This is a genomic window from Crossiella sp. CA198 (assembly GCF_052078295.1).
Classification (GTDB): Bacteria; Actinomycetota; Actinomycetes; order Mycobacteriales; family Pseudonocardiaceae; genus Crossiella.
This window is the reverse complement of sequence record NZ_JBQJIM010000013.1, coordinates 263,627-285,712: the sequence shown is the minus strand read 5'-3', so window position 1 is coordinate 285,712 and position 22,086 is coordinate 263,627. Positions and strand designations below refer to the sequence as shown.

26 protein-coding genes and 2 rRNA genes are annotated in these 22,086 nt (G+C 70.4%); 17 read left to right on the top strand and 11 right to left on the bottom strand.

The window, feature by feature from the left end; all coding sequences use genetic code 11:
* From ACTOWY_RS23250 to ACTOWY_RS23240, 3 genes are all read left to right on the top strand, one after another.
* Positions 1 to 235: ribosomal RNA gene (locus ACTOWY_RS23250) — 23S ribosomal RNA — on the top strand; the annotation flags it as partial.
* 105 nt (positions 236 to 340) lie between these two features.
* A 5S ribosomal RNA gene (rrf, locus tag ACTOWY_RS23245) occupies positions 341 to 457 on the top strand.
* A gap of 104 nt (positions 458 to 561) precedes the next feature.
* Complete coding sequence (locus tag ACTOWY_RS23240; protein WP_441311759.1) at positions 562 to 1,452, top strand: GNAT family N-acetyltransferase; 891 nt, start codon at positions 562 to 564, stop codon at positions 1,450 to 1,452.
* Here ACTOWY_RS23240 and ACTOWY_RS23235 read toward each other — a convergent pair.
* The gene (locus ACTOWY_RS23235) at positions 1,399 to 1,842 is read right to left on the bottom strand and encodes an Lrp/AsnC family transcriptional regulator (protein WP_441311758.1); all 444 of its coding nucleotides are present in this window, start codon (positions 1,840 to 1,842) and stop codon (positions 1,399 to 1,401) included. The genes ACTOWY_RS23240 and ACTOWY_RS23235 overlap by 54 nt on opposite strands.
* Positions 1,843 to 1,954: 112 nt before the next feature.
* On the opposite strand from ACTOWY_RS23235, the gene ACTOWY_RS23230 reads away from it, so the two are divergent.
* Genes ACTOWY_RS23230 through ACTOWY_RS23215 form a run of 4 tightly spaced genes read left to right on the top strand, consistent with a single transcriptional unit; the run spans position 1,955 to position 7,122 of the window.
* Complete coding sequence (locus ACTOWY_RS23230; protein WP_441311757.1) at positions 1,955 to 2,407, top strand: rhodanese-like domain-containing protein; 453 nt, start codon at positions 1,955 to 1,957, stop codon at positions 2,405 to 2,407.
* A gap of 24 nt (positions 2,408 to 2,431) precedes the next feature.
* Positions 2,432 to 3,178, top strand: a complete 747-nt coding sequence (locus tag ACTOWY_RS23225; protein WP_441311756.1) for a type 1 glutamine amidotransferase — start codon at positions 2,432 to 2,434, stop codon at positions 3,176 to 3,178.
* 3 nt (positions 3,179 to 3,181) lie between these two features.
* Positions 3,182 to 6,187: a bifunctional [glutamine synthetase] adenylyltransferase/[glutamine synthetase]-adenylyl-L-tyrosine phosphorylase gene (locus tag ACTOWY_RS23220; protein WP_441311755.1), complete on the top strand. Its 3,006-nt coding sequence runs from the start codon at positions 3,182 to 3,184 to the stop codon at positions 6,185 to 6,187.
* 2 nt (positions 6,188 to 6,189) lie between these two features.
* Positions 6,190 to 7,122: an NADP-dependent oxidoreductase gene (locus ACTOWY_RS23215; RefSeq protein WP_441311754.1), complete on the top strand. Its 933-nt coding sequence runs from the start codon at positions 6,190 to 6,192 to the stop codon at positions 7,120 to 7,122.
* Position 7,123: 1 nt separating this feature from the next.
* Here the strand turns inward: ACTOWY_RS23215 and ACTOWY_RS23210 are convergent, their stop codons facing one another.
* A complete protein-coding gene (locus tag ACTOWY_RS23210) occupies positions 7,124 to 7,426 on the bottom strand; it encodes a hypothetical protein (protein ID WP_441311753.1) in 303 nt (100 codons plus the stop codon).
* A 48-nt stretch (positions 7,427 to 7,474) separates the two neighbouring features.
* Here ACTOWY_RS23210 and ACTOWY_RS23205 point away from each other — a divergent pair, with 48 nt between their 5' ends.
* The 4 genes from ACTOWY_RS23205 (at position 7,475) to ACTOWY_RS23190 (ending at position 9,518) form a co-directional block, all read left to right on the top strand.
* Positions 7,475 to 7,933, top strand: coding sequence for a mycothiol transferase (locus ACTOWY_RS23205; RefSeq protein ID WP_441311752.1), 459 nt, complete (start codon positions 7,475 to 7,477; stop codon positions 7,931 to 7,933).
* A gap of 51 nt (positions 7,934 to 7,984) precedes the next feature.
* Positions 7,985 to 8,413, top strand: a complete 429-nt coding sequence (locus ACTOWY_RS23200; protein ID WP_441311751.1) for a DUF4279 domain-containing protein — start codon at positions 7,985 to 7,987, stop codon at positions 8,411 to 8,413.
* A 214-nt stretch (positions 8,414 to 8,627) separates the two neighbouring features.
* Complete coding sequence (locus ACTOWY_RS23195) at positions 8,628 to 8,789, top strand: hypothetical protein (protein ID WP_185002414.1); 162 nt, start codon at positions 8,628 to 8,630, stop codon at positions 8,787 to 8,789.
* A gap of 162 nt (positions 8,790 to 8,951) precedes the next feature.
* Complete coding sequence (locus tag ACTOWY_RS23190) at positions 8,952 to 9,518, top strand: hypothetical protein (RefSeq protein WP_441311750.1); 567 nt, start codon at positions 8,952 to 8,954, stop codon at positions 9,516 to 9,518.
* On the opposite strand, the gene ACTOWY_RS23185 is transcribed toward ACTOWY_RS23190, so the two are convergent.
* Entirely contained in the window at positions 9,508 to 9,813 is a 306-nt protein-coding gene (locus tag ACTOWY_RS23185) for a winged helix-turn-helix transcriptional regulator (protein ID WP_441311766.1), read from the bottom strand. The genes ACTOWY_RS23190 and ACTOWY_RS23185 overlap by 11 nt on opposite strands.
* Before the next feature lie 151 nt (positions 9,814 to 9,964).
* Between ACTOWY_RS23185 and ACTOWY_RS23180 the strand changes: the two genes are divergently transcribed.
* The gene (locus tag ACTOWY_RS23180; protein WP_441311749.1) at positions 9,965 to 10,564 is read left to right on the top strand and encodes an NADPH-dependent F420 reductase; all 600 of its coding nucleotides are present in this window, start codon (positions 9,965 to 9,967) and stop codon (positions 10,562 to 10,564) included.
* A 3-nt stretch (positions 10,565 to 10,567) separates the two neighbouring features.
* Here ACTOWY_RS23180 and ACTOWY_RS23175 read toward each other — a convergent pair whose 3' ends face one another.
* On the bottom strand, positions 10,568 to 11,014 hold the full coding sequence (locus tag ACTOWY_RS23175) for a hypothetical protein (protein WP_441311748.1): 447 nt from the start codon (positions 11,012 to 11,014) through the stop codon (positions 10,568 to 10,570).
* A gap of 85 nt (positions 11,015 to 11,099) precedes the next feature.
* On the opposite strand from ACTOWY_RS23175, the gene ACTOWY_RS23170 reads away from it, so the two are divergent.
* Positions 11,100 to 11,840 carry an SIR2 family NAD-dependent protein deacylase gene (locus tag ACTOWY_RS23170; RefSeq protein WP_441311747.1) on the top strand — a complete coding sequence of 247 codons (741 nt, stop codon included), beginning with the start codon at positions 11,100 to 11,102 and terminating at the stop codon, positions 11,838 to 11,840.
* A gap of 16 nt (positions 11,841 to 11,856) precedes the next feature.
* On the opposite strand, the gene ACTOWY_RS23165 is transcribed toward ACTOWY_RS23170, so the two are convergent.
* The gene (locus ACTOWY_RS23165; RefSeq protein WP_441311746.1) at positions 11,857 to 12,360 is read right to left on the bottom strand and encodes a hypothetical protein; all 504 of its coding nucleotides are present in this window, start codon (positions 12,358 to 12,360) and stop codon (positions 11,857 to 11,859) included.
* A 125-nt stretch (positions 12,361 to 12,485) separates the two neighbouring features.
* On the opposite strand from ACTOWY_RS23165, the gene ACTOWY_RS23160 reads away from it, so the two are divergent.
* The 3 genes from ACTOWY_RS23160 (at position 12,486) to ACTOWY_RS23150 (ending at position 15,018) form a co-directional block, all read left to right on the top strand.
* Positions 12,486 to 13,481, top strand: a complete 996-nt coding sequence (locus ACTOWY_RS23160) for an ArsR/SmtB family transcription factor (RefSeq protein ID WP_441311745.1) — start codon at positions 12,486 to 12,488, stop codon at positions 13,479 to 13,481.
* A gap of 170 nt (positions 13,482 to 13,651) precedes the next feature.
* The gene (locus tag ACTOWY_RS23155; RefSeq protein ID WP_441311744.1) at positions 13,652 to 14,608 is read left to right on the top strand and encodes a hypothetical protein; all 957 of its coding nucleotides are present in this window, start codon (positions 13,652 to 13,654) and stop codon (positions 14,606 to 14,608) included.
* A 74-nt stretch (positions 14,609 to 14,682) separates the two neighbouring features.
* Positions 14,683 to 15,018: a hypothetical protein gene (locus tag ACTOWY_RS23150; RefSeq protein ID WP_441311743.1), complete on the top strand. Its 336-nt coding sequence runs from the start codon at positions 14,683 to 14,685 to the stop codon at positions 15,016 to 15,018.
* 18 nt (positions 15,019 to 15,036) lie between these two features.
* On the opposite strand, the gene ACTOWY_RS23145 is transcribed toward ACTOWY_RS23150, so the two are convergent.
* Positions 15,037 to 16,281, bottom strand: a complete 1,245-nt coding sequence (locus tag ACTOWY_RS23145; protein ID WP_441311742.1) for an ATP-binding protein — start codon at positions 16,279 to 16,281, stop codon at positions 15,037 to 15,039.
* A 189-nt stretch (positions 16,282 to 16,470) separates the two neighbouring features.
* Entirely contained in the window at positions 16,471 to 17,895 is a 1,425-nt protein-coding gene (gene glnA, locus ACTOWY_RS23140) for a type I glutamate--ammonia ligase (RefSeq protein WP_441311741.1), read from the bottom strand.
* 217 nt (positions 17,896 to 18,112) lie between these two features.
* Between glnA and ACTOWY_RS23135 the strand changes: the two genes are divergently transcribed.
* Entirely contained in the window at positions 18,113 to 18,571 is a 459-nt protein-coding gene (locus ACTOWY_RS23135; RefSeq protein ID WP_441311740.1) for an RDD family protein, read from the top strand.
* 37 nt (positions 18,572 to 18,608) lie between these two features.
* On the opposite strand, the gene ACTOWY_RS23130 is transcribed toward ACTOWY_RS23135, so the two are convergent.
* The 4 genes from ACTOWY_RS23130 to ACTOWY_RS23115 all read right to left on the bottom strand — a co-directional run bounded on the left by ACTOWY_RS23130 (position 18,609) and on the right by ACTOWY_RS23115 (position 22,009).
* Complete coding sequence (locus tag ACTOWY_RS23130; RefSeq protein WP_247766136.1) at positions 18,609 to 19,352, bottom strand: DUF4191 domain-containing protein; 744 nt, start codon at positions 19,350 to 19,352, stop codon at positions 18,609 to 18,611.
* 51 nt (positions 19,353 to 19,403) lie between these two features.
* Positions 19,404 to 20,405, bottom strand: coding sequence for a lipoyl synthase (gene lipA, locus ACTOWY_RS23125; protein ID WP_441311739.1), 1,002 nt, complete (start codon positions 20,403 to 20,405; stop codon positions 19,404 to 19,406).
* Positions 20,406 to 20,469: 64 nt separating this feature from the next.
* A complete protein-coding gene (locus ACTOWY_RS23120; protein WP_441311738.1) occupies positions 20,470 to 21,405 on the bottom strand; it encodes an oxidoreductase in 936 nt (311 codons plus the stop codon).
* A 115-nt stretch (positions 21,406 to 21,520) separates the two neighbouring features.
* A complete protein-coding gene (locus tag ACTOWY_RS23115; protein WP_441311737.1) occupies positions 21,521 to 22,009 on the bottom strand; it encodes a hypothetical protein in 489 nt (162 codons plus the stop codon).
* Between the last annotated feature and the right edge of the window lie 77 nt (positions 22,010 to 22,086).

Genomic DNA, 22,086 nt, shown 5'->3' with positions numbered 1-22,086 from the left:
CCGGGACGGACGAACCTCTGGTGTGCCAGTTGTTCTGCCAAGGGCATGGCTGGTTGGCTACGTTCGGAAGGGATAACCGCTGAAGGCATCTAAGCGGGAAGCCTGTTTCGAGATGAGGTCTCCCACCACTTCGAGTGGTTAAGGCCCCCTATAGACGATGGGGTTGATAGGCCCGAGATGGAAGCCTAGTAATAGGTGGAGTTGACGGGTACTAATAGGCCGAGGGCTTGCTCACAAAGTTGCTACGCGTCCACTGTGTGGTTCTGAAAGAACCAACTAGACACACCTTGTGTGTGTGACATGCCCTTGTGGGTGTGTTGTTGGTTGTCTTTCATAGTGTTTCGGTGGTTATGGCGGAGGGGAAACGCCCGGTCCCATTCCGAACCCGGAAGCTAAGTCCTCCAGCGCCGATGGTACTGCATGCGTGAGCGTGTGGGAGAGTAGGACGCCGCCGAACTAAATTTGCGTGTGGCCTCAGAACTTCGGTTCTGAGGCCACACGCTTTTTTTGCGTTCGAAAAATTGAGTCGCCGGAACCTCGAACCCAGCGCACCCTGGATACATGGATGCGCAGGTGCACACCAATCCTCAGCTCTTCTGGAAGCTTGCGGGGCCGCACTTCCTCGCGGACCCCGTGCGCAACACCATCGCGATCACCGTCATGGAGCGCTGTCTGGCCGGGACCGAGCCCGGTTACACCGCTCCGCTGATGCTCACGGTGCACGACAACTCCGGCGCGTTGGTCGGCGCCGGCCTGCGTACCGCGCCCTGGCCACTGCTCATCGGCGGACTGCCGCTGGAAACCGTCCCGGCCGCCGTGGACGCGGTACTCCTGCATGCCCCTGACCTGACCGCGGTGAATGGGCCGCGGGAGGCCGCCGCGGCGTTCGCGCGAGCCTGGACCGATCGGACCGGGCAGCTGACCCAGGAAAAGATGGCTTCGCGGCTGTTCCGATTGGGGGAACTGACGCCGCCGACGGTCGCCGGTGCGGCCCGGATTGGCGGGGCGGCCGATTTGGAGCTGTTGGTGAAGTGGCGGGAGGCGTTCGGTCTGGAACTGGACGGAGTGCGGCATTCGCTGGATGAGCGGGCCGGCGTGCTGGCCGCGTTCGAGGCGGGGGATCCGCACTTCGTCTGGGAGGTGGACGGGACGCCGGTGTCGTTGGCGTTCACCAATGCGCCCAGCGGGGGGATGGCCCGGGTCCGGTACGTCTACACGCCGGTGCGGCACCGGGGGCACGGCTATGCCTCGGCGGCCACGGCGGCGGCCTCGCGCTGGGCGCTCGACCAGGGCGCCACGGACGTGCTGTTGTTCACCGATCTCCGGGATCCGGTGACGAACCGGATCTATCCGCGGCTGGGTTATCGGCCGGTGTTCGACGCCGTGGAGATCGCGTTCTCAGCCGGGACTGCTGACGGGGCGGTTCCGCACATGCGAGGAGAACACGAGTGACGTGGTGGTCTCGCCGTACTGCTGCGCGTGGTCGACGAGCTGTTCCAGTTCGGCCATCGACTTACATCGCACCCGCAGCAGCCAGCAGTCGTCGCCGGTCACGTGGTCGGCGTCGCACACCGACGGCAGGGCCAGCACCCGCTCGCGGAATCGCGGCGAGTCCAGGCTTCTGACCCGGACCCGGACGATGGCCTGAATCGGCAGGCCGAGCAGCTGGGGGTCGACCACCGCGGCGTACCCGGTGATCACTCCCAGCTGTTCGAGCCTGCGCACGCGTTCGGTGGTGGCGGGGGCGGACAGGTTGACCCGGCGGGCCAGCTCGGTGAAGGTCATCCGGCCGTCCTGCTGCAGCAGGTCCAGGATGCGCCAGTCCAGTTCATCTAGGTCCACGCGACCAAATCCTCGTCAAAGCTCGAATTTCGCGGGGAAACACAGGCACAACCAGGCTAGAACCAGGAACGCCCCATGTTCGAGGGCGTCCCACTGCCCGAGAATTTCCAGCATGCAGACCACTTCCCACCTGCTTTCCCTCCCGCTGGCCGAGCCCGCGGTGGCAGCGGCGCACTTCGCCGCCGAACTCGCCTTCGAGGCCGATCCGGACGATGTGCACCGGGACCTGGTGGCAGGCACGGTCACCGGCTACCTGCTGGTGGAGTGCCGGGGGCCGGCGGCGTTCGCGGCGGCCAGGATCCCCGGTGCGATCAACCTGCCCTACGCCACACTGACCGAGGCGAGCACCGCGCAGCTGGACCGCGGCCTGGTCTACGTCTGCTACTGCGAGAGCTTCCAGTGCAATGCCGCGACCAAGGGCGCCGCCCGGCTGGCCGGACTGGGGTTCACGGTGAAACGGCTGGCCGGTGGGATCCAGGCCTGGATCGGGGCGGGGTATCCGGTCGAAGGCACCGCGGTGGGAGCGGATGATCACATCCACCGGGCGGTGGCCTGCGCCTGTTAGGCGGCAGCGCCTAGGCTTTCTCCCATGACCTCGGTGCTTGTCATCCAGCCTTCCGACCTGGATCCGCTCGGCCCGCTCGCCGACTGGCTACTGGATGCCGGCGCCGAGATCCACCTGGTCCGGGCCGGGCAGGAACCCATCCCGGCCAGCGTCGAGGGCTACCAGGCCCTGGTGTGCCTCGGTGGCGAGATGGGCGCCTACGACGACGCCGAACACCCCTGGCTCAAGGACGTGCGGGCACTGCTGGCCAACGCGGTCGGCAGACGGGTGCCGGTGCTCGGCATCTGCCTCGGCGGGCAGCTCCTGGCCGCCGCCACCGGTGGCCAGGTCCGGCCGGGGACGGTCGGGCCCGAGGTGGGCACCTTGCTGATCGCCAAGCGGGACGCGGCGGCGGGGGATCCGCTGTTCGAGCCGCTGCCGATGACGCCCGATGTGCTCCAGTACCACGTCGACGAGATCTCGGCGCTGCCCGGCGGGGCGGTCCTGCTGGCCTCCTCGCCGAAGTACGTCAACCAGGCGTTCCGGGTGGGGGACAACGCCTACGGGCTCCAGTTCCACATCGAGACCACCCCGGAACTGGTCCAGCGCTGGGCCGAGCACTCGCCGGAGGAAGCGGCGTTCGCGCCGCGCGGGCACCTGGAGTACGAGCACCTCGTCGAGCGGCACCAGGACCTGGCCGAGGTGTGGCAGCCGTTCACCGAGCGGTTCGTCCGGCTCGCCGCCGGTGAGCTGAGCCAGACGGGGCCCGGCCGGCGTCTGCCGCTGGTGTAGCGGATGACCTTCACCGATCCCAGCCGGGCCACGCCCTCGCCCGCGCGGTTCGGGCTGACCGATCCGCGCGCGGCCGACTTGCTCGGCGAGGTCGGCTGGTGGGGCAGGCCGGGGGCGGAGACCAAGCTCGCCGCGCTCTCCCGCAGCGCCGATCCGGATCTGACCCTGCGCTGCCTGGTCCGGCTGCGCGAGGCCATCGGCGAGGGCTGGCCCGCGCTGGACGAACGGCTGCGCACCGAGGCCGGACTGCGCACCCGGCTGTTCGCGGTGTTCGGCGCCTCCAGCGCGCTCGCCGACTTCGTCATCGCCGATCCGGCCCGGCTGGAAGTGCTCGACGGCGCGCTGGACGCGCCGCTGCCCGAGGTCGCCGAACTGACCGCGCGACTGCTCGCCGCGGTCGGCGCCGACCCCGCGCGACCAGTGTGGCGGGCCGGACTCCGCGGGCCCGAGGCGGTGCGCGCGCTACGCGAGGCCTACCGGCTGGAGCTGCTGCGGATCGCCGCCGCGGACCTGGCGCACACCATCGACGGCGACGCCCCGCAGGTCTCCTACGAGAACGTGGCCGCGCTGCTCTCCGACCTGGCAGGGGCCGCCCTGCAGGCCGCGCTGGCCGTGGGCGTGCTGGAGATCGTGCCAGCGGACGCCGATGGGCTGCCCTGCCGGATCGCGGTGATCGCGATGGGCAAGTGCGGGGCGCGGGAACTCAACTACGTCAGCGATGTCGACGTCATCTTCGTGGCCGAGGGCGATATCGGCATGGCCACCCGGCTGGCCGCCGCGCTGATGCGGGTCGCGGGCGAGGCCTGCTTCCAGGTGGACGCGGCGCTGCGGCCGGAGGGTAAGGCCGGCGCGCTGGTGCGCACCCTGGACGGGCATATCGCCTACTACAAGCGCTGGGCGCGGACCTGGGAGTTCCAGGCGCTGCTCAAGGCGCGGCCGGTGGCCGGGGACGCCGAACTCGGTCAGTCCTATGTGGACTCGCTCTCGCCGATGGTGTGGTCGGCGGGGGACCGGGACCACTTCGTGGCCGATGTGCAGGCCATGCGGCGCAAGGTCGAGGAGCACGTGCCAGCCGGGCTGGGCGACCGGGAGCTGAAACTCGGGCGGGGCGGGCTGCGCGATGTCGAGTTCGCCGTGCAGCTGCTGCAACTCGTGCACGGGCGCGGCGCCGCCGAACTCCGCGTTCTGTCCACAATGGACGCGTTGCGGGTGCTCGGGCACGGCGGCTACGTCGGCCGCGCGGACGCGGCGGGGCTGGCCGAGTCCTACCGGTTCTTGCGCACCCTGGAACATCGCCTGCAACTGCAACGGTTGCGGCGCACCCACCTCTTCCCGGCCGATGACGACCGCCTCGGCCTGCGCTGGCTGGCCCGCGCCGCCGGGGTCCGCCCGGACGGGCGGCGCAGTTCGGGCGCGGTGCTGCAGGCCGAGTTCCGCTCGCACTGCAACCGGGTCCGGCGGCTGCACGAGAAGCTGTTCTACCGGCCGCTGCTGGAAGCGGTGGCCAGGGTGCCCAGCGAGGCCCTGCGGCTGTCCACCGAATCGGCCAAGTTGCGGCTGGCCGCGCTCGGCTACGCCTCCCCGGACGGCGCGCTGCGGCACATCGAGGCGCTGACTACCGGGGTGTCCCGGCGGGCCGCGATCCAGGGCGCGCTGCTGCCGGTGCTGCTGGACCTGTTCGCGCACAGCCCCGACCCCGACGGCGCGCTGCTGGCCTACCGCCGGGTGTCCGAGGCGCTGGCCACCACGCCCTGGTACCTGCGGCTGCTGCGCGATGAGGGCGCGGTGGCCGAACGGCTGGCCTTCCTGCTGGGCACCTCCCGGACGGTGCCGGACCTGCTGGTGCGCGCGCCAGAGGTGCTGCGGCTGCTGGCCGACACCCCCGCGCTGGCCGGACGCGAGCCAGCCGAGGTCGCGATCTCCTTGCGCAGCACCGTCGCCCGCTACGCCGACCCGGTCACCGCGGTCACCGCCGCGCGCTCGATGCGCCGCCACGAACTGCTCAGGGTGGCCTGCGCCGACCTGCTCGGCGAACTGGAGCTGCCCGCGGTGTGCGCCGCGCTGAGCAGCGTGTGGGTGGCGGTGCTGGAGGCCGCGGTGGACGCGGCCTGCCGCGCGGTGGCCGCCGAACGCGGGTCCCAGCCTGCCCGGATCGCGGTGATCGGCATGGGCCGCCTCGGCGGCGCCGAACTCGGCTACAGCTCCGACGCCGACGTGCTGTTCGTGTGCGAACCCGTTGCGGGCGCGGGGGAAACCGAGGCGGTGCGGTACGCGGCCGCGGTCGCCGAACTCATCCGCAGACTGCTCGGCGCGCCCAGCCAGGACCCGGCGCTGCAGGTCGACGCCGACCTGCGACCCGAGGGCCGCAGCGGGCCGCTGGTGCGCACCCTGGAGTCCTACCGCGCCTACTACGCCCAGTGGGCCGAGGTGTGGGAGCAGCAGGCGCTGCTGCGGGCCCGGCCGATCGCGGGCGATCCCGAACTGGGACAACGATTCGTCGAGATGATCGACCCGGTGCGCTACCCGGCGGCCGGACTCGACCACGCCAGCGTGCTGCAGATCCGGCGGATCAAGGCCAGGGTGGACGCCGAACGGCTGCCCCGCGGCGCCGATCCGGCCACCCACACCAAACTCGGCCGCGGCGGGCTGGCCGATGTCGAGTGGACGCTGCAGGTGCTCCAGCTCCAGCACGCGCACACCGTGCCCACCCTCCGCACACCGTCCACAGTGGAGGGACTGGCGGCCGCGGAGACCGCGGGACTGGTCCAGCACGCCGACGCCGCCGCGTTGCAGGCGGCCTGGACCATGGCCACCCGGGCCCGCAACGCGGCCACCCTGGTCCGCGGCAAACCCACCGACCAGCTGCCCCGGCAGGGCCGGGAGCTGGCCGCGGTGGCCCGCGCCATGGGCTACCCGGCCACGGCCGACCCCGGTGAGTTCATCGACGAGTACCGCCGGGTAACCCGTCGTGCCCGGGCGGTGGTGGAGCGGCTGTTCTACGATTCCTGAGAGTGAAGGCAATCGCGTTCGACGAGTTCGGCGGTCCCGAGGTTCTGCGCCTCCAGGACCTGCCCGAACCGCTCCTCGGCCCGGAGAACTCGCTCATCCAGGTGCGTGCCGCGGGGGTGAACCCGGTGGACTTCAAGATCCGCATGGGCTACCTCCAGGGCGTCCTGCCGCACCACCTGCCGCTGATCCCCGGCTGGGACGTCGCCGGGGTGGTGACCGCGGTGTTCCCCAACGTCACCGAATTCGCCCCGGGTGACGAGGTGTTCGGCTACATCCGCAAGGACAGCGTGGAACACGGCGCCTACGCCGAACAGGTCGCCGCCCCGCAGCGCGCCATCGTGCGCAAACCGGCAGGCCTGGACTGGGTGACCGCGGGCGCGCTGCCGCTGGTCGGCCTGACCGCGCTGCAGGCCCTGCGCGCGGCCGGGGTCGGCGACGGCGACACCGTGATCGTGCACGCCGCCGCGGGCGGGGTCGGCCATGTCGCGGTGCAGCTGGCCAGGGAACTGGGCGCCAAGCGGGTCATCGGCACCGCCTCCGAACGCAACCATGACTACCTGCGGGAACTCGGCGCCGAACCGGTCAGCTACGGCGAGGGCCTGGTGGAACGGGTGGCCGCGCTGGTCGGCGGCGACGGCAAGGTGGACGCCGCGGTCGACCTGATCGGCGGCCAGGCGCTCACCGACTCACCCCGGCTGATCCGCGACCCGGCCCGGCACTCCTCGATCGTCGGCAACGAGGTGCTGGCCCAGGGCGGCCGCTACGTCTTCGCCCAGGCGGACAAGGAACAGCTCACCTTCCTGGGCGAGCTGGCCGCCGGCGGCCAGCTGCGGGTGGACGTGCAGCAGACCTTCCCACTGGCCGAAGCCGCCGCGGCGCACCGCCTCCTGGAGGAGGGGCACGTCCGCGGCAAGCTGGTGTTGGTGGTGGACTGAGTTACGGCGTGGCTTGCCCGGCGGGCGCGGCGGCGATCTCTTCGTCGTCGTCCTCGTCGGGGAGGTCGTCCTCGTCCTCCTCCAACGGCGGCGCGTCGTAGACATCGACCACCCACTCCTCCAGCAACACCTCGCCGCTGTCGTCGTTGGCGCCCTGCAGGACCACGCGGTTGCGCACGGTCACGCCGAGTCCGAGCCGCTCGGCGGCCTCCAGGGACTCGACCGCGTCGGCGAGGTTGTCGTAGAAGTGGCTGACAATGCGGGTGGGCACATCGGGCTCGTCTTCGCGGAGACTGTCGGTCACGCCTGGCAAGCTACTCGCCGAGGAGCCGGAACGCGGGGAGGCACGAGCGTGATCAGCGAGGCGGACTACCTGTTCTTCGTCGACCGGGCCCTGGACGGCATGACCGAGGTGCTGCTGGAGCTGGGCGATGAGCTGGCCAACCGGAAACCGGACCTGCCGGGCGCGAACACGCCCTATCAGATCCTGACCCACTGCCTGGGCGTGGTCGCCTTCTGGGGCGGGCAGGTGGTGGCCGGGCGGGAGGTCGAGCGGGACCGGCCCGCCGAGTTCACCGCGGCCGGGCCGGTGGCCGAACTGGTCGAGCGGACCGCGGCGGTGCGGGCCCGGTTCGACGCGGACGTGGCCACCGCCGAGTACGACCGGCCGGTCCGGCGGGAGCCCTCGCCGCACTGGCGCACCTTCCCCGGCGGCATCAGCCAGGGCGCGGCGCTGCAGCACGTCTACGAGGAGCTGGCGCAGCACCACGGTCAGCTCCAGGTCACCAGGGATGCCCTGCTCGGCGGTTGAGCGTTCACCGCGGTCTGCCAGGATGAGGGCTGTCGTCCAGGAGGAGTGAGAGTGGCCATCTCCCGCGCCAGCGCGTCCCTGCGGTTGTTCAGCACCAAGGCCGCCGCGGCCGTGGTCACCGAGACCCTCGGACTTGACCCGACCACCGTCGCCGAGCGCGGTGAGCCGATCGGCAAGAACATCTCGACCCTGCGCGAGCAGTCCATGTGGCTGCTGGAGAGCGAGGCCGAGCCGGCCGAGCCGCTGTCGGCGCACCTGGAGTGGCTGCTCGACGAGCTGGACGGGAAACTGGGCGCGCTCGCCGGGCTGCTCGGCGACTTCGAGGTCGACGTGTGGTGCACGGTGGAGGCCACCAACGGTCAGGGCCAGCTCACCTTCACCCCGGCGCTGACCGCCCGGCTGGCCGGCCTGCCCTGCCCGTTCTCGGTCGACCTTTACCTCTCCGATGCCGAGGATGAGGACGAAGAGGACGAATTCTGAAGATCTTGTCCAGGTATCCGGACCAACTCCAGGGTGCCCGGCGGATTGTCATCCTGCGCGGGTAAGCGCTGGTCAACAGCGTGCTGGCGATCATTTGCGCGGTCTTCGGAATCGATTCCGACGCGCTCCGCAGTCGCAGATTCGCCTGATGGGGTGATGCGGACCGGCCTAGCCTCGTGGGCAGTTGGTTAGTACCCGGCTGGAGGAGGACGTAATGGTCGAGCAGAACGGGCAGTCGCCACGGGCCGCCAGTGACCAGGCCGCTCGGACATCGCCGGTGCACCGCGCCCCCTCGCCCATGCTGTTGGCCGAGGCCGCGCGCGCCCGCAAGGAACGGGCCCAGGCGGAGACCCAGCCCCAGGAGCACCAGTCCTGACCCTCTGACTCAAGGAGTCCCAGGGCCGGGCGGCGACATGCTGCCCGGCCCTCGGTCTGTCTGCCCTCGGTCTGTCTGCTGAGAGCAGCCGCGACCACAGGTGGACGCGGGCGCACGGCCCCGGTCGGTACCAAGGAGACAGCAGAGTGGACGGGGGAGCGTGTGGACGACCGGGTGTACTGCTGGCACATCCCGCTCAAGGAGCACCTGGCCGTGCACCGGCTGGCCGGTCAGTACCAGGGCGCGCTGCGCCGACTTCCGCGACTGCACCCGTGCGCCCCGCCCTGGCTGCGATTGCCCCTGCGTGAGCTGGGCCCGGCCGAGCGGCTGCGCTACACCGACGTGCAGGCCATCACCGCGGCCGCGCGGGAGCGGCTGGCCGAGGTCCCGGCCAGGGACCTGGTCACCGGCCGGGTCATCCGGCGGCGTGGCACGGTGGCGCTGGCCGTGACCGGCGACCTGCGACCGGTGCGCCGGGCCCTGGCGGCCGCGGTCGCCGGGGTGCTCGGCAGGCGCCCGCGCCTGCCCCAGCCGTCCCGGCTGCTGCTGGCCGAGCACACCGAGCCGGTGGACGGGGCTCAGCTGCGCCGGATCCTGGCCGCGGTGCGGGCCGAGCCGGTGCGGATCCCGGTGACGGGCGTGTCGCTGGCCTTGCTGCGCAGGCACCGCGGACAGCAGCTGTGGAGCGAACTGGACCGGGTGGAGCTGGGCCTGCCGGTCAGCCGCTGAGTTCCTCGGCGGACTCCTGCGCGGCCAGCACCTCGTCCCCGTGCCGGTAGGCCCAGGCGCCGAAGGCCTCGATCGGCCCGAGCAGGCTGCGGCCCAGGTCGGTCAGCCGGTACTCCACCCGCGGCGGGGCCTCCCGGTAGCAGTCCCTGGCGATCAGGCCGTGGTAGGTCAGCCGGTGCAGGGTCTCGGTGAGCACCTTGGTGCGGATGCCGCCGATCTCCCGGCGCAGCCGCACCGGCCTGCGCGGCCCGTCCTTGAGCGCCCACAGCACGACCGGGTTCCAGGTGTTGGCCATCAGGTCGAAGGCCAGCCGCGCCCGGCAATCGGCCAGTAGGTCCCGTTCCAGCGTGAACACCGCCCCAGCCTGCCGCAGTCAACAGACACCATTCGGTGCCCATCGTCCTTCCTACCGTGTGCGTATCGCCAACTCCAACGGAAGGAACCTGATGCGCATCGGCATCCTGGGCGCGGGCAACATGGCCGAGGCCCTCGGCACCCAGTGGGCCCGCAAGGGCCACGACCTGATGATCGCCACCCGCGCCAACCCCGCGCCACTGGCCACCCGCCTTGGCGTCCGCACCGGCAGCTACGCCGAGGCAGCGGCCTACGGCGAGGTGACCCTGCTGGCCGTGCCGGCCGCCTCCGCGCTGGACGTGCTCGCCGCGGCGGGCGCGGAGGGCCGCACCGTGATCGACTGCACCAACCCGATCGGCCCCGACTGGACCCTGACCACCAAGACCGCCAGCCTGGCCGAACAGCTCGCCGCCACCGGCGCGCACGTGGTGAAGGCGTTCAACCTGGGCCACGTGGACATCTGGCGGATGATCCCCCCGGTCTTCGCGGGCCGCCAGCTGTCGGTCCCGCTGTGTGGCGACGACCCCGCCGCCCTGGACCGGGTGCAAACCCTGATCCGGGACCTGGGCTGCCACCCGGTGGTGGCCGGTCCGCTGTCCAGGGCCGGACTGCTGGAGGCCACCGCGGCCTTCGCCATCGGGCTGTGGATGCAGGGCGCGGACGCCCAGGCGATCCTGCCGCCCCTGGGCTGAGCCTCAGTCCCAGTGGTTGAAGGTCAGCTCACCGACGGTGTCCGGCCGCCAGTAGCGGATCTGCTTGTGCTCGACCGGGTTCAGCTCGCTGAGGTCCACTCTGGACAGTGGGGTGTCGAGTTCTTCCTTGGTGTAGACCCGGAATTCCGACCTGGCCTGGAGTAGTTCGGCCCAGCGTGGCTCGTCCCGGAAGACCGGTGGCGCGCCAGGAGTCGTTGACACCTCGGCGAAAGCGAGCAGGAACAGCGAGTCGTGGCAGCGCAGCTCGAAGCGTCGCTCCCGCTCGCGCAGGCGGGCGATGACGTGGTTCGGCGTCCCGTCGGGGAGCAGGAACTCCTCGACATGGGCGCCGAACTCCCGGGCCACGGCGGTGATCAGGGTGCGGAACTGCTTCGGGCCGGGGCCGGGGGTGGTGACGTTGAAGCTGGTCGAGCCGTGCGGGAGGCGCATGTGGACAGTGTGCCGTCCGCGATGGCACCTGGGTGTCCCGGAAACCGATGGCCCGGCCGGCCCGCGCTGACTAGCCTCGGCGACCATGACCGACTGGGCGCGCGGGGTGCGGCGGATCGCCGTGCTGACCGGCGCGGGCATCTCCACCGACTCCGGCATCCCCGACTACCGGGGCCCGGACGGCATCTGGACCCGCGATCCCAAGCTGGCCAACCTGTTCACCCTGGACAACTTCCTGACCGACCCGGAGATCCGGCAGCGCTTCTGGCAGCGTTACCTGACGCACCCGGCCTGGCTCGCGCAGCCCAATCCAGCTCACCTGGCGCTGGCCGGGTTGAGCGCGGGCCCCGCGGTCCGGGTGCTGACCCAGAACATCGACGGCCTGCACCAGCGTGCCGGGGTGCCCGCCCGCAAGGTCCTGGAACTGCACGGCAGCATGCACGGCGCCGTCTGTGTCGGCTGTGCCGCGCGGACGCCGACGCCGGCGGTGCTGGACCGGGTCCGCGGTGGTGAGCTGGATCCGTCCTGTGTGGACTGTGGCGGCATCCTGAAGCTCGGGGTGATCCTGTTCGGCCAGCAGCTGGACGCCGAGGTCATCGGGCAGGCGCGCACGATCGCCGCGGCGAGCCAGGTGTTCCTGGTGGTGGGCAGTTCGCTGCAGGTCGAGCCGGCCGCCTCGCTGTGCGCGGTGGCGGTGCGGGCCGGGGCGAAGCTGGTGGTGGTCAACGCGGCGCCGACGCCGTACGACGAGTACGCGACCGAGGTGATCCGCGAGCCGATCGGCGTGGCGCTGCCCCGGATCTGCCAGGCGCTGCTGGCCGGGTGATCCGGGGCCGCGGGGGTCAGACCAGGCCGGTGAGCCGATCGGCCAGGTAGGCGAGTTTGGCGTCTTGGTCGCGGGCGGACTCCAGGTAGTGCGACCAGGCCACCCGCTCATGCGTGGTGGGTCCGAGTTCCCACACGCACTGGGTCGGGGTGAGGCCGTCCGCCTGCTGCACGGGGGTGAACGGGCCGCCGCCGGTGCTGGCGTAGCCGGCCTGCCACATCTCGTTGACGCCGCGCCACAGGCACAGCAGCACGAAGAGCACCTCGCCCGAACTGTGCAGCACGACGAACCCCAGGTCACCGCGGGTCACCACCCGGCCCGCGGCCACCTCGGCGGTGAGGAACTCCCGCGCGCGGGCGTGGTCCGCGGCCGGGATCGGCTGGTCAGGGCGGTGCACGTGGTACCACTTCAGGCGGGCGCCGGGCAGTGCCAGCTCCGCCGCCGGCGTGACCTGCTTGCGTAGGTGCGTCCAGGCCGGGTCGATGTTGCCCAGCGCGGACAGGTCAAGGGTGTCGGGCACGGCGATGCTCCCCGGTTCCAGTGCCGCCCAGCGCGGCTCACCGCCCACCCTGCGCCCGCGGCGGGCCGCTCCGCCCACCATTTCGCGCTCGCTTAATTGACGGACCCGGCGTTTACCCTGGGGCCGTGATCAGCCTCCGGATGCGTGCCGAGGACCTGACCAAGGTCCGGCTGGCCCGCTCGCCGCTGTATGAGGTGACCGGCAGCCTGCGCACCCTGGGCGACCCGGCCCGGCACTTCGTGCACCAGCGCTGGATCGCCGAGGCCCGCCGCGAGATCACCGGCCTGGACCTGACCGTGGCACTGGCCCTGACCTGCCGCCCCGGCTGGCTGCCGGACTTCCTGCTGCTGCCGCCCTCGGGCTGGGACACCGACTTCGGCGCCGAACTCGACCAGCTGCTGGCCACCCCGGCCGCCGCGGTCCGCTCGGCGTTGGAAGAACTCGCCCCAGCTGCCGCGCTGCCGCCCGCACTGCGTCCCCTGCACGCCGATCCGGCGCGCGAACTGCCCCGCCTCGCCGACACCCTGGCCCGGTACCGGCGGCTGGTCATCGAACCGAGTCAGCCGCGGATGAACGCGGTGCTGGACGCGGAGTTCACCAGGCTGGCCACCAGTCTGGCCACTGGCGGCACCGCCGCCGCGTTCGACCGGCTGCACCCGGACGTCCGCTACACCGCTGGCAGGCTCGACATCGACCTGGCCAGGCATTCCGGCGAGAAAGATCTTCCCGGGAACACGGGATTGCTGCTGGTGCCGACCGTGTTCGCCTGGCCGACTCCCTTTGTCGTGTTGAACGAGCCCTATCGGCCGACCCTGGCTTATCCACCGCACGGCGTCGCATCGGTCTGGCGAAATCCCGGCGATGCGGAATACGATCTGCCGTTGGGTGAACTCATCGGCCGCAGTCGGGCTTTGTTGTTACTGCAATTGGATTTACCCAGGTCGACCACGCAACTGGCCGCCACGGTGGGCCTGACCGCGCCCGCGGTCAGCCAGCACCTGTCCGTACTGCGGCGTAACGCCCTGGTCACCTCGCAGCGGCGAGGCCGGGAGGTGCTGTACGTGCGCACCCGGCTGGCCAGCCAGCTGCTGGCCACAGTGGACCAGAGCGCGACCGGGTAAACGCAGGCGCCCGGCCCGAATTGGTTTTACCTTGAACCGGACTCGGTGCTGCTTGCCCGATTGGGCAGCGTTTGGGACCCTCGATGGCGTGCGGCGGTATTTCCCGGACCGCACTGGGCTCTACTGGGTTGAAGGGGCAATTCCGCCCGTCACGGCAAGGGGGAAACACCGTGCTGGAAGTGGAACTCGACATCTTCTCCGGAATGCCGAACCCGACCTGGCGACTCACCGACACGCAGGAGCGCGAGCTGATCGAGCGGGTCACCGCCTACCCAGACCAGCTCTCGCCGGTGGCCACCGAGGACGAGCAGTTCAGCCTGGGCTACCGCGGCCTGCTGGTGCGCATGATCAAGTCCACCGACGGCGCCTGGAACGACACCCGGCTGGCCGCAGGCGCCGGCCTCCCGCTGACCTTCCGCGTCGGCAGCCGCCCGGCCGACGAGCCGATCGCCGACTGGCTGCTCGGCACGTCCAGCTCGGTCAAGGACAGCGGCGTGGACGACGAACTGACCGAGATCGCAGGCCAGGGCGTCAGCCTGATCCAGACCGCCGCCCAGTCCATGGCGCCCACCGACCGCGTCCAGCAAGCCACCGAAGGCGAGAACCCGGACCAGGCCAACGAAACCGGCGACCTGGGCGTGCAGGGCGGCACCTGGTGGGCCTGCGGCTCGAACCTGTTCAGCGCCAACGCGAACTACTTCAACGACCCGGCCCACGTCACCCGCAACAACTGCTACTGCTTCGCCAGCAACCACCTCGCCGACGTCCGCTACGCCCTGCCCGGCCGACGTGGCGGCCGCCCGGCCACCGTGATGAGCTGCGGCAACGTCACCGACGGCCTGCGCGCCGACGGCTGGGTCGACGGCTGCCAGACCAACACCCTGACCATCGCCATGGTCATCTGGCCCGGCCGCGACTACCACTTCTACCGCCTGGTCACCGGCGGCCCGAACTGGTGGTGGGGCCACAAACCCGGCGGCACCCCCGCGAAGTACACCGACGACTGCGGCAACTCGATCTACCAGGAGAACGGCCGCGGCTACGCCCCGAACAACATCTGCCGCGGCAACTACACCGACTTCTGCGGCTACTTCTACCAAAACAACGACACGGCCTTCGTGGCATGAAACCCCAGCTCGGCGTCGCACTGCTACTGGCCTCCCTGGTCGCGTGCGGCACACAGCAGTCAGGAGCCCCACCGGTGACCGACCCGATCGAAGTAGAACTCGACATCTACTCGGGAATGCCCAACCCGACCTGGGTGCTCTCGGCCACCGACTCGACCGAACTACGCCGCCGCATCGACGCGCTGCCCACGACCAAGGCCGCCGCACCCGAGGAGAACCTGGGCTACCGGGGGTTTCTGGTGCGGCTGGCCGAGGGGGCTGAGCCTGCCCGGGTTTGGCAGGTGGTGCGGCTGGCGGACAAGTCGGTGCGGGACGCGGGGGACCGCGGGTTGGAGCGGTGGCTGCTGGGGACTGGGCGGGGGAAGGTGCCGGCGGATGTGATCGCTGCGGTGGAGAAGGAGCTTGGGTAGAACCCGCCAGGACCGGGTTCAGCTCCACAACGCGGAGATCGGGGCGGCGATGATGTTGTCGCCCAAGGGAAAGGCGCGCGGTCCGGTGTGCAGTACGGCGCCGCCGATGAAGCGGTCGCCCAGTTCGGCCCGCAGCCAGGCGAGGTGCCGGGCGTCCGCTCGACTGGGTGCGCTGTTCGCCTTGATCTCGAAGGCGAACACGCGGCCACCGCCGTACTCGACGATGACGTCGACCTCGTGTTGCCCTTTCTCCTGGCGGAGATGGTAGAGGCGGGGCTGGGTCTCACAGGTGGGAAGCTGTGCGCGTAGCTGGGCCACGACGAACGTGTCGATGATCCGGCCGAGTAGATCCCCGTCCTTCATCAGCCCGGGAACGCCGACTCGCAGCGCGGCGAGTACGAGCGAGGGGTCGACCAGGTATCGCTTGGGACCACGGACCAATCGCTTGATGTGGTTGGTCCACCAGGCGGGCAAGGTGTCGATGATCAGCAGGTTGCGCAGCAACCGGTCATAGGCCTCGCCGGTGGCTTTGGCCACCCCCGCCGTGCTGTAGATGCTGCGATGATCGGTGACGCCCGCCGTGTTCAGGGCACAGGATTCCAGGTACCTGCGGAGCAACTGCGGGTCGCGGTGGGTCGCGAGCATCGCGACATCCTGGGTGAGCAGTTGTTCGAGATAGCTTTCCAACCAGGGACCGCGCTCGGCTGAGGGCAGTCGCAGGACGGGCTGGGGAAATCCGCCGCCGGCGGCCAGTTCGGCGTAGTCACGCAGATCAAGCTGTTCGGCCGGACCCGTCATCAGTGGCTCGATGCCGTCCGCAGCGAGCCGGTCGAGCAACGGCAACCGAGGAAGCCTGCCGCGCAGCTCACCGACGGTCAGCCCGAACATCGCCACCCGGAGCAGTCGCCCGGTCCCCGGCCACATCGGGGAGTCGACATCGCCGCGGACCGATCCGGTGATCAGGAACCGGCCTGGCCGGGAATCGGCGTCCACTGATCGTTTCACCGCGCCCAGCACGTCCGGCACGATCTGCCATTCGTCGATCAGGACCGGCTCGGCCAGACCACGGAGCGCGGCATCGGCATCGGCCTCGACGGCGACCGCTTGCGCCCGGTCGTCCAGCCTCAGCTCGCTGCGCGCGAGCTGAGCCGCCGTGGTGGTTTTGCCGGTCGCCCGCGGTCCCACCAGCAACACGGCGGGATGGTGGATGAGCCGACGGGCCAGTAGGCCGTCGACCAGTCGTGGCTGGTAGTTGGCGGGCACGCGATGAGGGTATCCAGATTCGGAGGGTGGTGGTAGCCAGATTCGGAGGTACTGGGTAGCCACTTTCGGGTGACTTGAGTAGCCACTTCCGGGGTCGGACGTGGTGTGGCGGTCCCGTACGCAGGAACGGCTGAGGGCCGGGTGGTCAGTGCGACCACCCGGCCCTCAGCCGTTTTCAGCTACCGCGGATCACACGTCGTAGTAGAGCGCGAACTCGTACGGGTGCGGGCGCAGGCGGATCGGGTCGATCTCGTTCTCGCGCTTGTAGGAGATCCAGGTCTCGATGACGTCTGGGGTGAACACGCCGCCTTCGAGGAGGAAGTCGTGGTCGCGTTCCAGGTTGTTGAGGACCTCGTCCAGGGAGCCGGGGACCTGGGGGACGTTCTTGGCTTCCTCGGGGGGGAGCTCGTAGAGGTCCTTGTCGATCGGGGCCGGGGGCTCGATCTTGTTCTTGATGCCGTCCAGGCCGGCCATCAGCATGGCGGCGAAGGCCAGGTACGGGTTGCCGGAGGAGTCCGGGCAGCGGAACTCGACGCGCTTGGCCTTGGGGTTGTTCCCGGTGATCGGGATGCGGATGCAGGCCGAGCGGTTGCGGGAGCTGTAGACCAGGTTGACCGGGGCCTCGTAGCCGGGGACCAGGCGGTGGTAGGAGTTCACCGTCGGGTTGGTGAAGGCCAGCAGGCTCGGGGCGTGGTGCAGCAGGCCGCCGACGTAGTGCCGGGCGGTGTCGGACAGGCCGCCGTAGCCGGACTCGTCGTGGAAGAGCGGGGAGCCTTCCTTCCACAGCGACTGGTGGGCGTGCATGCCCGAGCCGTTGTCACCGAAGAGCGGCTTCGGCATGAAGGTGGCGGTCTTGCCGTTGGCCCACGCGGTGTTCTTGACGATGTACTTGAACAGCTGCAGGTCGTCCGCGGCGTGCAGCAGGGTGTTGAACTTGTAGTTGATCTCGGCCTGTCCGGCGGTGCCGACCTCGTGGTGGGCGCGCTCGACGGTGAAGCCGGAGTCGATCAGGTTCAGCGTGATCTTGTCGCGCAGGTCGGCGAAGTGGTCGGTCGGGGAGACCGGGAAGTAGCCGCCCTTGAACTTGACCTTGTAGCCCTTGTTGCCGCCCTCTTCGTCGGTGCCGGTGTTCCACCAGCCCGCGACGGAGTCGATCTCGTGGAAGGAGGCGTTCTCGGTGGTGTCGAAGCGTACCGAGTCGAACAGGTAGAACTCCGCCTCGGCGCCGAAGAAGCAGCTGTCGGCGACGCCGGACTCGGTGATGTACTGCTCGGCCTTGCGCGCGATGTTGCGCGGGTCGCGGCTGTACGGCTCCCGGGTCAGCGGGTCGTGCACGAAGAAGTTGATGATGAGGGTCTTCTCGATCCGGAACGGATCGAGGCGCGAGGTGGCCACGTCGGGCAGCAGCAGCATGTCCGACTCGTGGATCGACTGGAAACCACGCACCGAGGACCCGTCGAAGGCGAGGCCCTCCTCGAACGTCTCGCGCTCGAACGAGGTGGCCGGCACCGTGAAGTGCTGCATGATGCCGGGCAGGTCGCAGAACCGCACGTCAATGAACTTCACATCGTTGTCAGAGATGAAGCTCAGGACCTCGTCGGGATTGGTGAACACCCTCGTTGGCTCCTTCGTCGTTGTGCCGGCAGGGCCGGCGTGCTCGCACGCGGTCAGGAGAACCGGTGCGGGACCGGCCCTGTTGCCAGCAGACCGTATGACCATGGTGTTGCTCGGTCATCACCCGAGTGTTTCACCGGTGTTAACGACACCCCATTTCGGGGAACGGCGCCACCTGGTCGGGGCAAGGTCAACCGCCCGTCCTACCCTTGACACCGTGAGCAGGTGGACGGGTTCGTGGCTGTCAGGACCGGGCTCGGCGCGGGAGAGTGATCCGGCGGCGGAACCCGGTTACCGAGGGGAGCGACTCGGCCTGCCCGAGGCCGGGCTGGGCTCGGTGGCCGGTACCGGTCGCCGGTTCCTGGCCCTGCTCATCGACTGGTTGCCGGGCGCGCTGATCGGCAACTTCCTCACCACCAACCCGGCGGTGTCGGCGATGGCGCTGTTCGCGTTGCTGACCGTGGTCAGCCTGGCCGCCTTCGGCCGGACCCCCGGGCACTGGGTGGTTGGCATCAAGCCGACCTCGCTGGCCGACGCCGGGGAGCGGATCTCGTTCGGGCATTCGGTGCTGCGCACCCTGCTGCTGTGCCTGGTGATCCCGCCGCTGGTGATGGATGTGGACGGACGTGGCCTGCACGACCACGTCGCCCGCACCGTCATGACCATCGCGCGCTGACCCAGACAGAGCCGGGCCGCCAGGGCCCGGCGACGGCTCAGCGGCGGCGGATGGTGCGCTGCACGTTGCGCATCTTCGCGCCCTGCGGCAGCGGACCCTTGGGCAGTGCCGCGCCGCGGCTGGCCAGCGCGGAGAGCCGCTTCTCGATGACATCCATCTGCGCCACGGTGATGTTGCGCGGCAGCTTGGACAGGTAGGTCTGCAGGCGGCGCAGCGGGACCTGCTTGTCCGCTTCCTCGTTGCCGACGATGACGTCGTAGATCGGGGTGTCGCCGATGATGCGGCCGATGCGCTTCTTCTCCTGCGCGATCAGCGGCTTCACCCGGTGCGGCGCGCCCTCGGCGACCAGCACCACACCCGGGCGGCCGAGCACCCGGTGCACCGCGTCGAGCTGGGTGGTGCCCGCCACCGCCTGGGTGACCCGCCACTTGCCGCGCAGGTTGTCCAGCGCCCACGCCGCCGCGCCGGGCTGGCCGTCGGCCTTGGAGTACACGTTGCGCTGCACCCGGCGGCCGAAGATGCTCACCGCGATCAGCGCGCCGATGGCGATGCCCAGCGGCAGCACCACCCACGGGTAGCCGATCAGCCAGCCGATGCCGAACACCACGCCGGTAGCGCCAAGCACCGAGAGGATCATCAGCGGCACCAGCCACTTGTCCTCACGGCGCTGCATCTTGAACGCTTCGAAGATCTGCTTGCGACGTGCCTTGGACGCGGCGCGCTTCTCGCGGCTTGCCGCCTTGGCAGCCGCCTTGTCCGGCTTGGGGGGCTTCGAGGCCATGGTCCCAGGATACGGCCGTGGCCCCGGCTCACCTATTCGGGCGGTTGATCCTCACCTCGCGAGCAGGGCGGTGATCTCCTGGGCGCCCGGACCGGCCTCGGAGAGGTGGTTCAGGTGCTCGGGGATCTGCTCGCCGCGGAACTTCTTCGCCTGGGCGTAGAGCCGTCCGGCGCGGTAGGAGGAGCGGACCAGCGGGCCCGCCATGACCCCGGCGAAACCGATCTTCTCCGCGGTCTCCTTGTGCTGCACGAACTCCTCCGGCTTGACCCAGCGCTCCACCGGGTGGTGGCGCAGGCTCGGCCGCAGGTACTGGGTGATGGTGATGATGTCGCAGCCCGCGTCGTGCAGGTCCTGCAGCGCCTCGGTGACCTCTTCGGGGGTCTCGCCCATGCCGAGGATCAGGTTGCTCTTGGTGACCAGGCCGAACTCGCGGGCCTCGGTGATCACCTGGAGGGAGCGCTCGTAGCGGAAGGCGGGGCGGATCCGCTTGAAGATCCGCGGCACCGTCTCCAGGTTGTGCGCCAGCACCTCGGGGCGGGAGCCGAAGACCTCGGCCAGCTGCTCGGGGTCGGCGTTGAAGTCCGGGATGAGCAGCTCGACGCCGGTGCCAGGGTTGAGCGCGTGGATCTGGCGGACCGTCTCGGCGTAGAGCCAGGCGCCGCCGTCGGGCAGGTCGTCGCGGGCGACGCCGGTGACGGTGGAGTAGCGCAGGCCCATCGCCTGCACCGACTCGGCGACCCGGCGCGGTTCCTCGGCGTCGAAGTCGGCGGGCTTGCCGGTGTCGATCTGGCAGAAGTCGCAGCGCCGGGTGCACTGGTCACCGCCGATGAGGAAGGTGGCCTCGCGGTCTTCCCAGCACTCATAGATGTTGGGGCAGCCGGCTTCCTCGCAGACCGTGTGCAGGCCCTCGCGTTTGACGAGGCCCTTCAGCTCGCGGTACTCGGGACCCATCTTCGCCCTGGTCTTGATCCACGAGGGCTTCTTCTCGATGGGCGTCTGGCTGTTACGAACCTCCAGCCGCAGAAGCTTGCGGCCCTCGGGCACCACGGTCATGACCGCCAGCCTACGTCCCCGGGGCCGGGGACCCCAGCCCAGCGGGGGAGTGGCCGATCACACGTCAGGCCGGGTCGGGCGCGATCCCGGTCAACTCGCCGCTCAGTTCGTACAACCGGGCCGCCACGGCCAGGTCCTGGGACTCCGGTGAGCAGGCCGCCAGGCCAGGTCCGCCCCACACCTCGCCAGCGCCGGCCGGGCCGTAGTACTGGCCGCCGCGCACCTCCGGCGCGGTGGCCGCGTAGAGCTGGGACAGCACGCCGCGTTCGGGGCGCATGGTGGCGACCTTGTTGAACAGGTTGACGCCCAGTTCCAGGACCTTGTTCTTGCGGGCCCGGCCGCCGTTGGCGCCCAGTTCGGTGTCGGTCAGGCCGGGGTGCGCGGCCAGGCTGCGCACGTCCAGGTCGGCCGCGGACAGCCGGCGGTCCAGTTCCTGGGCGAACATCAGGTTGGCCAGTTTGGCCTCGCCGTAGCCGGCGAAGGCGTTGTAGCGGCGGCGTTCGTAGTTGAGGTCGTCCAGGCGCAGCGTGGTGCGCCGGTGCGCCAGGCTGGACAGGGTGATCACTCGCGCGTCCGGGCTTTGCCGCAGTGCGGGCATGAGCAGCCAGGTCAGCGCGGCGTGGCCGAGGTGGTTGACGCCCATCTGGGTCTCGAAACCGTCCGCGGTGCGGCCCAGCGGCGGGCAGAACACGCCCGCGTTGTTCATCAGCACGTGCACCCGGTCGCCCGCGCGTTCCCGGATGTCCGCGGCGGCCACGCGCACCGAGGCCAGGTCACCGAGGTCGAGGCGGACCAGTTCCACCTTGGCCCGCGGCGCGGTGGTGCGGACCTGGGCGACGGCGCGGGCCCCGCGTTCCGGGGAGCGGCAGGCCAGCAGCAGGTGAGCGCCCTTGGCGGCCAGCGCGTAGGCGCTGTGCAGGCCCAGGCCGGAGTTGGCCCCGGTGATCACCACCGTGCGCCCGCTCTGGTCCGGCATGTCCTCGGCCGTCCAGTTCCGCATGCCGTCCACCCCGTCTCGCCGCCGTCGGGGTTCAGTCTCCTCGACACCCTGACCAACGCACCGGGCGGCCGGGAGTTCCGCCGCCGCACCCGGTCACCGGGTGCGGCGGCGGAACTCAGGCGCTCGCGGCGAAGCCGCGGAAGAAGTTCCGGGTGGAGGTGCAGCGGGCCGGGCGAGCGCCGTCACGAGCGAGGACCAGGAAGGCGGCGCCGACGCGTTCGATCTGCTCGGCCGGTTCGCGGGCGTCGGCCAGGCCGGTGACCAGGGCCAGGGTGCGCTGTTCGTGCGCGATGGCGGCCGGGATGGTCTGGGCTCCCGCGTCGAGCAGGCGGCGCAGGGTGGGTTCCTCGGTGGCCAGGCGCTGCCAGGCGCTGGTGGCGGCCTCGACCCGGTCGCCGTGCTCGTGCAGGGCGAGTTCGAGGTGGCCGGTCAGGCGCAGCATCCAGCGGTAGTGCAGGGCGGCCAGCAACTCGGCGCGGTCGGCGAAGACGTCAGCGGCGTGCTGGACGTCTTCAAACGGCAGCACGGGGTCCCCGGTCCGTTCGGCCTGACGCAGCACGGCGTTGATGACATCGCGCCGTCGGTAGAAGTCGTTCCAGCTCATGATGCCCCTCCTTGCCGTGGACCGCCCATACCCGGAGTTTCCGGCGTACTGACGGTATGGCTCCGACACGGAGAACA

What these genes read in the sequence shown, in the direction of transcription:
- ACTOWY_RS23130 (WP_247766136.1), bottom strand. Translation starts at nt 19,352, where the DNA reads ATGGCCTCGAAGCCCCCCAAGCCGGACAAGGCGGCTGCCAAGGCGGCA.
- ACTOWY_RS23195 (WP_185002414.1), top strand. Translation starts at nt 8,628, where the DNA reads ATGGTCGAGCAGAACGGGCAGTCGCCACGGGCCGCCAGTGACCAGGCC.
- ACTOWY_RS23175 (WP_441311748.1), bottom strand. Translation starts at nt 11,014, where the DNA reads ATGCGCCTCCCGCACGGCTCGACCAGCTTCAACGTCACCACCCCCGGC.
- lipA (WP_441311739.1), bottom strand. Translation starts at nt 20,405, where the DNA reads ATGACCGTGGTGCCCGAGGGCCGCAAGCTTCTGCGGCTGGAGGTTCGT.
- ACTOWY_RS23230 (WP_441311757.1), top strand. Translation starts at nt 1,955, where the DNA reads ATGCAGACCACTTCCCACCTGCTTTCCCTCCCGCTGGCCGAGCCCGCG.
- ACTOWY_RS23220 (WP_441311755.1), top strand. Translation starts at nt 3,182, where the DNA reads ATGACCTTCACCGATCCCAGCCGGGCCACGCCCTCGCCCGCGCGGTTC.
- ACTOWY_RS23170 (WP_441311747.1), top strand. Translation starts at nt 11,100, where the DNA reads ATGACCGACTGGGCGCGCGGGGTGCGGCGGATCGCCGTGCTGACCGGC.
- ACTOWY_RS23240 (WP_441311759.1), top strand. Translation starts at nt 562, where the DNA reads ATGGATGCGCAGGTGCACACCAATCCTCAGCTCTTCTGGAAGCTTGCG.
- ACTOWY_RS23180 (WP_441311749.1), top strand. Translation starts at nt 9,965, where the DNA reads ATGCGCATCGGCATCCTGGGCGCGGGCAACATGGCCGAGGCCCTCGGC.
- ACTOWY_RS23225 (WP_441311756.1), top strand. Translation starts at nt 2,432, where the DNA reads ATGACCTCGGTGCTTGTCATCCAGCCTTCCGACCTGGATCCGCTCGGC.
- ACTOWY_RS23115 (WP_441311737.1), bottom strand. Translation starts at nt 22,009, where the DNA reads ATGAGCTGGAACGACTTCTACCGACGGCGCGATGTCATCAACGCCGTG.
- ACTOWY_RS23185 (WP_441311766.1), bottom strand. Translation starts at nt 9,813, where the DNA reads ATGGCCAACACCTGGAACCCGGTCGTGCTGTGGGCGCTCAAGGACGGG.
- ACTOWY_RS23120 (WP_441311738.1), bottom strand. Translation starts at nt 21,405, where the DNA reads ATGCGGAACTGGACGGCCGAGGACATGCCGGACCAGAGCGGGCGCACG.